Genomic DNA, 12,979 nt, shown 5'->3' on the forward strand with positions numbered 1-12,979 from the left:
TTGCCGCATGGTGTATACTCTCGCCTTTCGGGTGCCCTACCCTACCGATATCCTCGCTATTTTCGAAACAAGAGTGTGCCGGATCCATGATCGATCAGCTGTTCGAATTCGTGCAGAACCACCCGCTTCTGGTGGGCGCTTTCCTCGTGGTGTTGACCGCCTGGGTCGCCTACGAGGTCCGCAACAGCGCTGCCAGCGGGGTATCCTCCAGCCAGGCCACCCAGCTGATCAACCGCGAGGACGCGGTCATCGTCGATACCCGCGAGGCGGGAGATTTCAAGGCCGGCCACATCGCCGGCGCGCGCAATATTCCCCAGAGCCGCATCGACGAACGCGTGGGAGAACTCGAGAAGGTCAAGGACAAGCCGATCGTCGTGGTCTGCAAGAGTGGCCAGGCATCCGGCATCACCGTGGCCAAGCTGGCCAAGGCCGGCTTCTCGAGGGTCCACAAGCTCAAGGGCGGCATGATGCAGTGGCAGGCCGACGGTCTGCCGGTGGTCAAGAAATAGCCAATACACAAGACGCAAGCACGCAAAAGGAACCTTTCCCATGGCCGAAGAGAACAGCCAGAACGCCGCCGGCGGCAATCAGGCCGCGGCGGACCAGCAGAACAAGCAGCAGCTCCAGTTCGCCGTTCAGCGCATCTACGTCAAGGACATCTCCTTCGAGGCACCGAACTCGCCGGCGGTCTTCCAGCAGCCGTTCAAGCCCAAGGTCAGCCTGGACTTGAACACCAGCAGCAGCAAGGTCGGCGAGGATCTCTACGAGGTCACGATCAAGGTGACTGCCCAGGTTCGTCACAGCGAGGAGGGCACCACCTCCTTCCTGGCCGAGATCGAGCAGGCCGGCCTGTTCCGCATCAGCGGCATCGAGGGCGCGCAGCTCGAGCACACGCTGGGCGCCTTCTGCCCCAACGTGCTGTTCCCCTATGCCCGCGAGTGCGTCGACAACCTGGTCAACCGCGGTGGCTTCCCGCCCCTGATGCTGGCGCCGGTCAACTTCGAGGCGATCTACGCCCAGAAGAAGAAGCGCGAGGCCGAACAGGCCCAGCAGCAGGGCGAGCAGACCACTCAGTAAGGCCTCGCCGCGTGTCAGGCCCGCGTATCCACGTCGCCGCCGACTTCACCGTCGGCGGCGACGTCGTTCTGCCCGAGGGGCCCGCGCGGCATGTGGCGCGCGTGCTGCGCCTGGGCGAAGGCGCGCCCGTACGACTCTTCGATGGCGCCGGCCACGAGGCCCGGGCGGTTATCGTCGAGGCGAGCCGTAAGCGTGTGGTGGTGTGTATCGAATCCGTCGAGGCGGGCCGCGGCGAATCGCCGCTGGCGGTGCACCTGGGCCAGGCGATTTCCAAGGGCGACCGCATGGACTACGCCATCCAGAAGGCCGTCGAGCTCGGTGTCGCCGCCATCACGCCGCTCTATACCGAGCACGGCGATGTGCGACTCAAGGGCGAGCGCGAGGCGAAGAAGCTCGCCCACTGGCAGGCCGTGGCCGCCAGCGCCTGCGAGCAGTGTGGGCGCGCCGTGGTACCTGTCGTTCATACACCCAGCACACTGCACGAATGGCTGGGCGAACGTGGCGAGATGCTGCGCCTGGTGCTGCATCCCGGTACGGCAGGCGCTCTCGAACAGGACGTCGCCCCCGCCTCAGCCGCCTTGCTGATCGGCCCCGAAGGGGGGCTCGCCGACAGCGAAGTCGAGGCCGCGATGGCCTGCGATTTTTCACTTCTTTCCCTCGGCCCGCGCATCCTGCGCACCGAGACCGCCCCGGTGGTGGCGCTGTCACTGCTGCAGTATCGCTTCGGCGATCTGGGCTGAACCTTCGGACCGACAACGCCGACATTCACCAACGCTGATTTCGCATCCAAGGCGCCTGCAAGACCTTGGCCTACTCTTGTATGCTGCGCGTTGCAGGAACGACAGCCATTCATTATTTTATTTGTATGATGTATGACAGATCATCATCTAACCGCGTCGCAGGCTCAGACCAGCGATACGGATTAACCGAAGGGAAGCATTCGTGAAACTTTCCAGAGCAGCAGCGGTGGATACCGAGGGCGATTGGCTGTTGGCATTTCCGTCACCGCTTTCGACGGTGGCCGACGGCATCGACCTCGACGCGGGATGCATCGCCATCGGCGATGCCAACATCACGGCGCTGTTCAATCCGGCCCCCGTGACGTGACGCACAGGCCAGACCTCTCCTTTAAGACTCACAGGTAGAATGTCTCATGTTTCCCAAGATCAAGAAGATGCGCATCGTCCCGGTCGCCGGCTACGACGGCTTCCTGTTGAACCTCAGCGGTGGCCATGCGCCCTGGTTCATTCGCAGTGTGGTCATTCTCGAGGACGATGCCGGCAATCAGGGCGTCGGTGAGGCCCCCTCCAGCGCTGGCATCCTCAAGGGGGTCGAGCAGTGCCGTTCGCTGGTCGAGGGGTCGCGCGTCAACGATATCAAGCAGACCCTCAACCAGGCGCGCCTGTTGCTGGCACAGAACGGACGCGAGGAGCGCGGTCGCCAAACCTTCGACCTGCGCGTAGCCGTTCATGTCCTCACCGGCATCGAGTCGGCCCTGTACGACCTCTATGGCCAGGCGGTGCAACTGCCGGTAGCCGACCTGCTGGGCCAGTACGGCCGCCAGCGCGACGAGGTCGAGGCGCTGGGTTATCTGTTCCTGCTGGGTGATCCGGCCAAGACCGATCTGCCCTATCCCCGGCCCGTGAACCCTAGCGACGAGTGGGACGAGGTGCGATGCCGCGAGGCGCTGACTCCGGAGGCAGTCGCCGACCTGGCCAAGGCGGCCTATGCGCGCTACGGCTTCAAGGACTTCAAGCTCAAGGGCGGCGTACTGCGCGGCGAGGAGGAGGCCGACTGCATTCGCGCCCTTCACGAAGCTTTCCCCGAGGCGCGCCTGACGCTCGACCCCAACGGTGCCTGGAAGCTCGATGAGGCGGTGCGGGTGCTGGAGCCGATCAAGCACCTGCTGAGCTATGCCGAGGATCCCTGCGGTCAGGAAGAGAGCTATTCGGGGCGCGAGACCATGGCCGAGTTCAAGAAGCGCACCGGCCTGCCCACCGCGACCAACATGATCGCCACCGACTTCAAGCAACTGCAATACGCCGTGCAGCTCAACGCCGTGGACATTCCGTTGGCGGACTGCCACTTCTGGACCATGCAGGGTGCCGTCAAGGTGGGCGAGCTGTGCAATGAGTGGGGCATGACCTGGGGCTCGCACAGCAACAATCACTTCGATATTTCCCTGGCGATGATGACGCATGTGGCCGCGGCCTGCCCCGGCGAGATCACCGCCATCGATACCCACTGGATCTGGCAGGACGGCCAGCGCATCACCAAGGAGCCGTTCCGCATCCGCGACGGCAAGCTAACGGTGCCGACGACGCCGGGCCTAGGTGTCCAGGTCGACGAAGACAAGCTGATGGAGGCCCATCTCCTCTACCAGAGCCTCGACGTGACCCAGCGTAACGACGCCATGGCCATGCAGTACCTGATTCCCGGCTGGGAGTTCAATCCCAAGAAGCCGGCGCTGGTGCGCTGAAAGCGCGAGGTGAAGAAGCGCGCCGTACGAGAACACAGCATGGGCACACACATCTAGTTTGAACTTTAGTCGAGTCGACCATGGGCTGGCTTGCAACCTTCGGTGCGGCAGATTAGCTTGTATGTTGTATGATGTATTATAAAACAACACCGCTATCGCTCTCTTCGAGCCGTCTGGCTTCTGGGCGGAAGCGGTGAAGAATCTACCAAGAGGAACGATTCGTGGAGTTTTCCAGAGCCGCCGTGATGAGAGCCGTAGGCGATGGGTTGCTGTCCTTTCCCATCACCGATTTCGATACTGATGGCCGCTTCGATGCCGACAGTTACCGTCGTCGCCTGGAGTGGTTCGTCAGCTATGACATTTCCGCCGTCTTCGTGGCAGGCGGCACGGGTGAATTCTTCAACCTGTCTCTCGATGAGTACCGGGACGTCGTGCGTGTGGCCGTCGAGACCGTTGGCGGCAAGCTGCCCGTGATCGCCAGCGCCGGCCTGAGCGTGGCGAGCGGCAAGGCTTTTGCCGAGGCTGCCGATGACGCGGGGGCCGACGGCATTCTGCTGATGCCGCCTTACCTGACCGAGTGCCCGCAGCAAGGGCTGGTCGAATACGCTCGACAGATCTGCGATGCGACGCCGCTGAACGTCATTTACTACAACCGCGGCAACGGTGTGCTTGGGGCCGACGCGGTGCAGCGGCTGGCAGACGCCTGTCCGAATCTGATTGGCCTGAAGGATGGCAAGGGCGATATTCAGTTGCTCAACAAGATCGTCAAGACGGTGGGCGACCGACTGGTCTACGTGGGGGGCGTACCCACCGCGGAGATTTTTGCCGAGGCCTACCTTTCCATCGGGGTGAACACCTATTCATCGGCCGTGTTCAATTTCGTGCCGGACATGGCAGTGAAGTTCTACCGTGAACTCCGCTCTGGCAATGCCGATGTCGTAAAACGAATCACCAATGAATTCTTCATTCCTTTCGTTGACCTCAGGGATCGAAAAGCAGGATACGCCGTCAGCCTGATCAAGGCCGGGGCGGAAATCATCGGCCGACCGGCCGGGAATGTCAGGGCACCTTTGGTAATGCCCACGTTGGAGGAGCGAAATCAGCTGGAAAAACTCATAGGCCTCGCTCAGCAGCCGTGATGCCAAGTCAACTAACTTTATGACCCCATCCCAACAGAAAAACAATCGAGGAGTACGTCATGAAAACAATATCAATCAAGCACAAGAAGCTCTGCGCCGTTGCCGCATCCGCCGCCGTGATGCTGCTGTCGCTACCGGCCCAGGCCGAGGATTGGCGCGGCTGGAACATTCACCCGCCGGGTTATCCCAATAGCGAGGCGCTCGAGTCGTTCGCCGAGAGCGTGACGGAGAGGACCGAGGGGCGTCTGACGTTGCAGGTCTACAACAATGGCGTGCTCGGCGACCAACCGGACGCGATCGAACAGACCCGTAACGGTGCGCTGGACTTCGCCAACTTCAATATGGGCCCGATGGGTCCCATCGTGAATGAAACCAACGTGCTCTCGCTGCCCTTCATCTTCAGCAGCATCGATCACATGCATGAGGTGATGGACGGCGAGATCGGCCAGCAGTTCGCCGATGCCCTGGCGGAGAAGAACCTGGTCGCCCTCTCCTGGTTCGACTCGGGCGCTCGCAGCCTCTACAACACCGAACGCCCCATTCACACGCCTGACGACGTGCAGGGCCTGAAGGTCCGGGTCATGAACAACGACCTCTACGTCGAGATGATCGAGGCCCTCGGAGGCAATGCCACCCCGATGGCTTACGGCGAGGTCTACCAGGCGCTCAAGACCGGCGTACTCGACGGCGCGGAGAACAACTATCCCTCGTTCGAATCCAGCAACCACTACGAGGCTGTCGATTACTACTCTCTCACCGAGCATCTGATCATCCCCGAGTGCCTGTGCATCGCCAAGGCAAGCTGGGAAGCGTTGTCGCCCGAGGATCAGGAGATCGTGCGCGAGGAGGCCATCAAGGCGTCCGAGCTGCAGCGTGAGCTGTGGGTCGAGGGCTCCCAGGAGAGCCGGCAGATCGTGCTCGATGCCGGCATCGAAATCAACGAAGTGGAGGACAAGGCACCCTTCCAGGAGAAGATGGAACCCGTCTATGCGGCCTTCATCGAGGAGAACCCTGACCTCGAGAGCCTGATCGACGCCATCCGGAACTCGAACTGAGCTTCGCCGTGACGTCCCCCCTCGGCGTCAGGCGCGTCGAGGGGGAAGGAGGCTTACGCCATGAGAACTTACGCTGACCATGAGGCCGCCGTGAACCCACCCCAGCTGCGAGAACGGGTAAGCCGAATACTGGACGCTATCTCCAATCTCTGCCTGGCGGTGGCGGGCGTACTGCTGGTCTTTCTTATCGCCATCTTCGGCTGGCTGGTGTTCGGCCGCTACGTGCTGAACAACACGCCGACCTGGGTGGAGCAAGCTTCCCTGCTGCTCGTGGTCTACATCACCTGCCTGGGGGCGGCATCGGGCGTCAGAGGAAATACTCACTTGAGCATCGATTTCGTACGCGAGGGAATGCCCGAGCCCTTCAGGACGATCTTTCGCTACATCGCCGATCTGTTCATCGTGACCTTCGGTGCCTTCATGGCGTTCCAAGGCTGGGGCCTGGTCATGACCAACCTCGAACGGGCGATCCCCATGATCGGCCTCTCCGAGAGCTGGCGTGCCGCGCCACTGGTGATCTGCGGTGGGCTGATCATGCTGTTTGCCGTGGCCAATATGGTGTCGCGACTCTCCGGCAACGACTCTGACGAGGGCAACTGACCATGGGCCTTGCCATTCTGTTCGGTATCTTCTTTCTCGGCCTGCTGGCAGGCGCGCCCGTCGCCTTCGCCGTGGGGCTGGCCGCCGTCGCGACCTTTCTCTACGAGGGGCTGCCGCTGTTCGTCGCTTTTCAGCGCATCCTGTCGGGCATCTCGGTCTTCTCCCTGCTGGCCATTCCGTTCTTCATCTTTGCCGGCGAACTGATGCTGCACGGCGGCATTTCCACCCGCCTGGTGCGTCTGGCGTCGGCTGCGGTAGGCAAGGTGCGGGGCGGCCTGGGCATCGTCAACGTCACCTCCTCGATGCTCTTCGGCGGCATCTCGGGTTCCGCCGTGGCCGATACGTCGGCGCTCGGTTCGATCCTCGTGCCGGTCATGAAGGAGAAGGGCTACGACGCCGATTACGCGGTCAACGTCACGGTGACCTCGTCGGTCGCCGGGGTGGTGATTCCGCCGAGTCACAACATGATTCTCTATGCCGTGGCGGCAGGCGGCGGTATTTCGGTCACGCAGCTGTTCATCGCCGGCATCGTACCGGGAATCCTGATGTGTCTGACCCTGGCCGTGGCGGCCTACCTGGTGGCGGTGAAGCGCGGCTACAAGGGCGAGACCTTTCCCGGCTGGAATGCGCTGGTCATCAGCCTTGCCGCGGCCCTGCCGGGCCTGATGACCGCGGTAATCATCGTCGGCGGGGTGCTGTCGGGCGTCCTCACCGTGACCGAATCCGGGGCCTTCGGCGCCATCTACGCCATCGTGGTCACTGCGCTGGTCTACCGTGAGCTGCGCTGGGCCTCGTTCAAGGCCGCGGTGCTGCAGTCGGTCAGGACCACGGCACTGGTCATGATCCTGGTCGGCTGCGCCTCGGCGTTCTCCTATCTGCTGGCGCTCTACAATGTGCCGCAGCTGCTGACCGAAGTGCTGATGTCGCTGTCCGACAACCCCATCGTTATCTTCCTGTTGCTCAACCTGCTGCTGCTGGGGCTCGGCATGATCATGGACATGGCGGCGCTGATCCTGATCTGCACGCCGATTTTCCTGCCGGTGGCCATGCAGTTCGGCATGGATCCGATCCAGTTCGGCATCATCATGATGATGAATCTGGGGCTCGGCTTGTGCACCCCGCCGGTGGGGGCCTGCCTGTTCGTCGGATGCGTGATCGGCAAGATCAAGATCGAGCAGGCCGTGCGTACCATCTGGCCATTCTACCTGGCGCTGTTCGTCGCCCTGATGCTGGTGACCTATGTGCCGGCCGTCTCGCTGTCGCTGCCTGCGCTGTTCCGCTGAGCACCTGACGACCGAACCGTAAAACGGACTCAACGTATGAAGATTGCAGCCGTACATACTCATATCCTCGACCATGCGCTGGAGACCGCGTTCGAAAGCGCCTCCATGCACTTCACCCGGCGACAGCACTGCCTTGTCGAGGTCGTCTGCGACGACGGCACTACGGGCTGGGGTGAATGCCTGGGGCCTGCCAAGCTCAACGCCGCCGTCGTGCAGGCCTACGCCGCCGCCCTGGTCGGCCAGGATCCGCTGCAGACCGAAAAAATCTGGCTCGACCTCTATAACCGGCTGCGCGACCAGGGCCAGCGCGGCCTGACCGTCACCGCGCTGAGCGGCATCGACATCGCCCTGTGGGACATCAAGGGTAAGCACTTCGGCGTGCCGGTCTCGATCTTGCTCGGCGGACGCTTCCGCGCCAGCGTGCGGGCCTACGCCACCGGCTCCTTTCGCCGTGAAGGCGTGGATCGCGTCGAGGACATCGCGCGTGAAGTGGCGGGGTACCGCCGCGAAGGCTTCCATGCGGTGAAGATCAAGATCGGCTTCGACGTCGAGGAGGACCTGCGCGTGATCGAGGCGGTGCGCGAGGCGATCGGTCCCGAGCTGCGCCTGATGATCGACGCCAACCACGGCTACGATTATCTGGAAGCCGTTGAAGTGGGGCGGCGAGCGGCGCAGTTCGGCATCGACTGGTTCGAGGAGCCGGTGCTGCCCGAGCACGTCTCGGCCTACCGCGCGGTGCGCGCCGACCAGCCGATCCCCGTCGCTGGGGGCGAGACATGGCACGGCCGCTATGCCATGCAGGAGCCGCTCGCCACCCGCGCCGTGGACATCCTCCAGCCCGACATCTGCGGTGTCGGTGGCTTCAGCGAGATTCGCCGCGTGGCCGATATGGCGGCGCTGCACGGCGTTCGCCTGGTACCGCACGTGTGGGGTACCGCCGTATGCCTGGCCGCCAGCTTGCAGTTCATGGCGGCGTTGCCGCCCAATCCGCCGCGGCGCAGCCCGATCGAGCCGATTCTCGAGTTCGACCGCACCGTCAACCCTTTCCGCCAAGCGGTAGTGACCACGCCCATCGAGCACGACCGGGGCGTAGTGACGATTCCCGATGGGCCCGGGCTCGGCATCGAGATCGACCGCGAGGCGCTCAGCCGCTTCGCCCTCAAGGAGGTATGACGACGTGACAGCGATACCTGCCAATTCCCGGCCGCTGGAAGGGCCGGCGCCGCGGCTCGGGACACCGCCGGGCGCCACCGACTGCCACATTCACCTCTACCTGCCCGGCTTCGAGGCCCAGCCCGGCGGGCCCGGCATCGCCGAGCTGGCGACGCCGGAGGATTATGCCAGCGTGCAGGCGCGCCTGGGGCTGGAGCGGGTGGTGGTCACCCAGCCGAACGCCTATCAGCTCGACAACGGCGCCCTGCTCGAGGCGCTGACCCAACTGGGCACGACGTCCGCCCGCGGTGTGGCGGCGGTGTCACCGCAAACCTCTGGCGAAGCGTTGCGCGCCTGGCACGAGAAGGGCGTGCGCGGGGCGCGGATCATGAACCTGCCCGGGGGTGCGGTGACGCATGCCAGCATGCTCGAGGTCGAACGCCGGATTCGCCCGCTGGGCTGGCATCTGATGGTTCAGTTCAACGGCCAGCAGCTGGACGATTATCTCGAAGGCCTGCAGCGTATCGAGGGCGAGTACATCATCGACCACATCGGCAAATTCATGCCGCCGGTGGCGGCAGACGATCGCCGCGTCGACGACATCCTGCGGCTGCTTGACCGCGGCAATGCCTGGTTCAAAATCTGCGCCGGCTACGAGGCGAGCGTGACCGGCGGGCCGCGCTACGAGGACGTGGGCGCGATCGCCCGCCGGGTCATCGCCCATGCCCCCGAGCGGGTGATCTGGGGCTCGAACTGGCCTCACGTCGGCGTGCCTCGCGAGCAGTACCCGGATGATGCCGAACAGCTCGACGTGTTGCTCGAGTGGGCCGGTCCCGAGGACCGCCGTCGCATCCTGGTCGACAACCCCGCCGCCCTGTACGGCTTCTGACTCTCATACCCGCTCGAAGGAGGAACGCATGATCGATCGTCTGTTGGTAACCGGGGCCGCCGGCGGCATGGGCCGCATCATCCGGCCCCACCTGTCGCAGCTGGCCCGCACGGTGCGCTTGTCGGACATCGCCGACCTCGGCGAGGCGGCCGACAATGAGGAGCTCATGCCGTGCGACCTCGCCGATGCCGAAGCCGTCGATGCGCTTGTCCAGAATTGCGACGCCATCGTGCACCTGGGCGGCGTCTCGGTGGAAAAACCCTGGGCGAGCCTGCTGCAGGCCAACATCGTGGGTACCTACAATCTGTATGAGGCGTTGCGTCGGCATGGCAAGCCGCGGGTGATCTTCGCCAGCTCCAACCACACCACCGGATACTACGAGCGCACGCAGCGGATCGATGCCGACGTGCCGCGTCGGCCCGACTCGCTCTACGGCGTGACCAAGTGCTTCGGTGAGGACCTGGCGTGTCTGTATCATGACAAGTTCGGCGTCGAGACCCTCAGCGTGCGCATCGGCTGGTGCCACCCCAAGCCGACCGATACGCGCAAGATGGCGATCTGGTTGAGCGCCGAGGACTTCGTCGCACTGGTGCAGCGCGCCATCGTCACGCCGCGCCTGGCCTATACCGTGGTTTACGGCTTCTCGAACAACGCCGAACGCTGGTGGGACAACAGTAAGGCCACCTTCCTCGGCTGGGTGCCGAAGGACAGCTCGGAGCCTTGGCGCGAAGAGATGGAAGCGCTCGATGCCGATCTCGACCCCAAGGATCCGGCGGTCATCTACCAGGGCGGGCCGTTTGCCACCTCCGGGCACCCCGACGACTGACGACGATCCGGTGGCGAGATACTTCTCAACGACGGCGACCCATGACCGATGGATGGCGATATGACGGGCAAGTGCATTCTCAAGGCTGACTCGAAGCCGCTGAAAATTCAAAAGCTTTTACGCCAGGGAAGCCTGTCCCTGCACGTCGCCGACCAGCTCGAGGCGCTGATCATCAATGGCAGTATCAGCGTGGGCGAAAAACTACCGACCGAGAACGGGCTGTGCGATGCCTTTGGTGTCAGCCGCACGGTGATCCGCGAGGCCATCACCCATCTCAAGTCGTTGGGGCTGGTCGAGACGCGCCGCGGCGTCGGCACCACCGTGCTGCGCTCGACCACCGTCGAGGCAATGCCGGCCGAGCGCATAAGTCCGACCACCGTCGAGGACATCCTCCATGTGCTCGAGCTTCGGCTCAATCTCGAGCCGGCGGCGGCGGCGCTGGCCGCCGAGCGGCATGACGACGAGGATCGTCGCATCCTCGAGGAGAAGCACGCCGCTTTCATCGCAGCGCGAGCGGCAAAGTCCCAGGCGCGTGAGGAGGATTACGGGTTTCACTATGCCATCGTCGCCGCCACCAAGAATCCCTTCTTCCAGGTCTTCTACGAACAGCTGAGCCAGAGCGTGATTCCCCGCGCCAAGCTGATGAGTATCGAAATCAACACTGCGGCCACGGACAAGTATCTCGCTCGAGTGGAGAAGGAGCATACCTACGTGCTCGAGGCGATCCTGGCCCGCGATCCCGAAGCGGCGCGCGAAATGATGTTCCAGCATCTCAACCGCGCGCGGACCATGTACGCCAAATTCCAAGAAGCTTGAAGAGCACCAAGAAGCCTGAAAAGTACCAGGAAGCCCGAACTCACGGCTCTCCTGGCGACGCGACACCGGAGAATAGGAGCCATCATGACTCTGCAAGGCAAGATGCTGATCGGCCAGGCGGCCGTCAGCGGCAGTTCCAAGCCCATCAACGGCGTCAATCCCGCCACCGGCGAGACTCTCGAGCCCACCTACGCGGGCGGTGGCAAGGCCGAGGTCGAGCGCGCCTGTGAGCTCGCCGAAGCGGCGTTTGTCAGCTATCGCGAGACGTCGCTCGAAGAGCGCGCAACGTTTCTCGAGACGGTCGCCAGCGAGATCGAGGCCATCGGTGACGAACTCATCGAGCGCGCCATCGCCGAGACCGGCCTGCCCCGGGCGCGCCTGGAGGGCGAGCGCGGCCGCACCTGCGGCCAGCTGCGCCTGTTTGCCTCCGTGGTGCGCGCCGGCGAGTGGCTCGACGTGCGCCTCGATCCGGCCCTGCCGGAGCGTCAGCCAATGCCGCGCGCCGACCTGCGCCAGCGCCATATCGGCCTGGGCCCGGTGGCGGTGTTCGGCGCCAGCAACTTCCCGCTGGCGTTCTCCGTGGCCGGCGGCGATACCGCCTCGGCACTCGCCGCTGGCTGCCCGGTGATCGTCAAGGGCCACTCCGCCCACCCCGGCACCTCGGAGCTGGTCGGCCGCGCCGTGCAGCGTGCGGTCGACAAGAGCGGCCTGCCCGAAGGCGTCTTCTCGCTGCTGTTCGGTTCGGGCAGTGAGATCGGCCAGGCGCTGGTCAGTGATCCGCGCATTCAAGCCGTCGGCTTCACCGGCTCCCGCGGCGGCGGCACGGCGCTGATGAAGACGGCGCAAAGCCGCCCGCAGCCGATCCCGATCTACGCCGAGATGAGTTCGATCAACCCGGTATTCCTGCTGCCCGAGGCGCTGCGCGCCCGCGGCGCCCAGATCGCCGAGGGCTTCGTCGCCTCGCTCAACATGGGCGCCGGGCAGTTCTGCACCAATCCGGGCCTGGTCATCGCGGTCAAGGGCCCCGAGCTCTACGCCTTCGTCGAGGCGGCGGGCGGCGCCGTGAAACAGAGTGGCGCCCAGACCATGCTCACGCCGGGCATTCACGCGGCTTATGAGCAGGGCGTGGGCCGGCTTTCCGGCAATGGCAAGGTCAGGGAAGTGGCCCGCGGCCAGGCCGGCGAATCCGCCCACCCCTGCCGGGCGGGGCTCTACGTCACCGCCGCCGAGGCTTTCCTCGCGGAACCCGAGCTGCAGGAGGAAGTGTTCGGTTCCACCTCGCTGGTGATCGAATGCACCGACCTGGAAGAAATGAAGCGCGTGACCGGCCGGCTCGAAGGCCAGCTCACCGCCACCCTGCAGATGGACGACGGCGACCTGGACGCAGCCAAACAGCTGCTGCCGATCCTCGAACGCAAGGCGGGCCGGATACTCGCCAACGGCTGGCCCACCGGGGTTGAGGTATGCCACGCCATGGTCCACGGCGGGCCCTACCCGGCCACCTCCGACAGCCGCACCACCTCGGTGGGCAGCGCGGCGATCTATCGCTTCCTGCGCCCGGTGTGCTACCAGGCGCTGCCCGAGGGCCTGTTGCCCGAGCCGCTGCGTGACGGCAACCCCTGGGGTGTGTCACGCCTGGTGGATGGCAAGCGCGAGGCGTAGG

The 12,979-nt window shown here is 64.3% G+C and carries 14 protein-coding genes; all 14 read left to right on the forward strand.

Features of this window, described 5'->3' with window-relative positions; genetic code table 11:
• Positions 1-86: 86 nt before the first annotated feature.
• The 14 genes from HNO52_RS00155 to HNO52_RS00220 all read left to right on the forward strand — a co-directional run bounded on the left by HNO52_RS00155 (position 87) and on the right by HNO52_RS00220 (position 12,978).
• Positions 87-509 (forward strand): rhodanese-like domain-containing protein, encoded by a 423-nt coding sequence (locus tag HNO52_RS00155; protein ID WP_197567084.1) that lies wholly within the window; start codon positions 87-89, stop codon positions 507-509.
• A 40-nt stretch (positions 510-549) separates the two neighbouring features.
• Complete coding sequence (gene secB / locus HNO52_RS00160) at positions 550-1,077, forward strand: protein-export chaperone SecB (protein ID WP_167113074.1); 528 nt, start codon at positions 550-552, stop codon at positions 1,075-1,077.
• Positions 1,078-1,088: 11 nt separating this feature from the next.
• Complete coding sequence (locus HNO52_RS00165) at positions 1,089-1,817, forward strand: 16S rRNA (uracil(1498)-N(3))-methyltransferase (RefSeq protein WP_197567085.1); 729 nt, start codon at positions 1,089-1,091, stop codon at positions 1,815-1,817.
• 202 nt (positions 1,818-2,019) lie between these two features.
• Positions 2,020-2,184, forward strand: coding sequence for a hypothetical protein (locus HNO52_RS00170; protein WP_197567086.1), 165 nt, complete (start codon positions 2,020-2,022; stop codon positions 2,182-2,184).
• 46 nt (positions 2,185-2,230) lie between these two features.
• A complete protein-coding gene (locus tag HNO52_RS00175) occupies positions 2,231-3,556 on the forward strand; it encodes an enolase C-terminal domain-like protein (RefSeq protein ID WP_197567087.1) in 1,326 nt (441 codons plus the stop codon).
• 221 nt (positions 3,557-3,777) lie between these two features.
• On the forward strand, positions 3,778-4,695 hold the full coding sequence (kdgD, locus tag HNO52_RS00180) for a 5-dehydro-4-deoxyglucarate dehydratase (protein WP_197567088.1): 918 nt from the start codon (positions 3,778-3,780) through the stop codon (positions 4,693-4,695).
• 59 nt (positions 4,696-4,754) lie between these two features.
• Positions 4,755-5,750 (forward strand): TRAP transporter substrate-binding protein, encoded by a 996-nt coding sequence (locus HNO52_RS00185; protein WP_197567089.1) that lies wholly within the window; start codon positions 4,755-4,757, stop codon positions 5,748-5,750.
• A 60-nt stretch (positions 5,751-5,810) separates the two neighbouring features.
• Entirely contained in the window at positions 5,811-6,350 is a 540-nt protein-coding gene (locus HNO52_RS00190) for a TRAP transporter small permease (protein WP_197567090.1), read from the forward strand.
• A 2-nt stretch (positions 6,351-6,352) separates the two neighbouring features.
• Entirely contained in the window at positions 6,353-7,633 is a 1,281-nt protein-coding gene (locus HNO52_RS00195) for a TRAP transporter large permease (protein ID WP_197567091.1), read from the forward strand.
• Positions 7,634-7,669: 36 nt separating this feature from the next.
• Positions 7,670-8,806: a mandelate racemase/muconate lactonizing enzyme family protein gene (locus HNO52_RS00200; RefSeq protein ID WP_197567092.1), complete on the forward strand. Its 1,137-nt coding sequence runs from the start codon at positions 7,670-7,672 to the stop codon at positions 8,804-8,806.
• A gap of 4 nt (positions 8,807-8,810) precedes the next feature.
• Entirely contained in the window at positions 8,811-9,674 is an 864-nt protein-coding gene (locus tag HNO52_RS00205) for an amidohydrolase family protein (RefSeq protein WP_197567093.1), read from the forward strand.
• 28 nt (positions 9,675-9,702) lie between these two features.
• On the forward strand, positions 9,703-10,500 hold the full coding sequence (locus HNO52_RS00210) for an NAD-dependent epimerase/dehydratase family protein (protein WP_197567094.1): 798 nt from the start codon (positions 9,703-9,705) through the stop codon (positions 10,498-10,500).
• A 60-nt stretch (positions 10,501-10,560) separates the two neighbouring features.
• Positions 10,561-11,316, forward strand: a complete 756-nt coding sequence (locus tag HNO52_RS00215; protein WP_232090432.1) for a FadR/GntR family transcriptional regulator — start codon at positions 10,561-10,563, stop codon at positions 11,314-11,316.
• 84 nt (positions 11,317-11,400) lie between these two features.
• On the forward strand, positions 11,401-12,978 hold the full coding sequence (locus tag HNO52_RS00220) for an aldehyde dehydrogenase (NADP(+)) (protein WP_197567096.1): 1,578 nt from the start codon (positions 11,401-11,403) through the stop codon (positions 12,976-12,978).
• The last annotated feature ends 1 nt before the right edge of the window (position 12,979 follow it).

This window comes from Halomonas sp. MCCC 1A13316 (assembly GCF_014931605.1).
Classification (GTDB): domain Bacteria; phylum Pseudomonadota; class Gammaproteobacteria; order Pseudomonadales; family Halomonadaceae; genus Halomonas.

Bases quoted from the DNA above. Each gene is read 5' to 3' on its own strand.
- HNO52_RS00210 (WP_197567094.1), top strand. From the start codon at position 9,703: ATGATCGATCGTCTGTTGGTAACCGGGGCCGCCGGCGGCATGGGCCGC.
- HNO52_RS00200 (WP_197567092.1), top strand. From the start codon at position 7,670: ATGAAGATTGCAGCCGTACATACTCATATCCTCGACCATGCGCTGGAG.
- HNO52_RS00195 (WP_197567091.1), top strand. From the start codon at position 6,353: ATGGGCCTTGCCATTCTGTTCGGTATCTTCTTTCTCGGCCTGCTGGCA.
- HNO52_RS00175 (WP_197567087.1), top strand. From the start codon at position 2,231: ATGTTTCCCAAGATCAAGAAGATGCGCATCGTCCCGGTCGCCGGCTAC.
- secB (WP_167113074.1), top strand. From the start codon at position 550: ATGGCCGAAGAGAACAGCCAGAACGCCGCCGGCGGCAATCAGGCCGCG.
- HNO52_RS00190 (WP_197567090.1), top strand. From the start codon at position 5,811: ATGAGAACTTACGCTGACCATGAGGCCGCCGTGAACCCACCCCAGCTG.
- HNO52_RS00220 (WP_197567096.1), top strand. From the start codon at position 11,401: ATGACTCTGCAAGGCAAGATGCTGATCGGCCAGGCGGCCGTCAGCGGC.
- HNO52_RS00215 (WP_232090432.1), top strand. From the start codon at position 10,561: ATGACGGGCAAGTGCATTCTCAAGGCTGACTCGAAGCCGCTGAAAATT.
- HNO52_RS00185 (WP_197567089.1), top strand. From the start codon at position 4,755: ATGAAAACAATATCAATCAAGCACAAGAAGCTCTGCGCCGTTGCCGCA.
- HNO52_RS00155 (WP_197567084.1), top strand. From the start codon at position 87: ATGATCGATCAGCTGTTCGAATTCGTGCAGAACCACCCGCTTCTGGTG.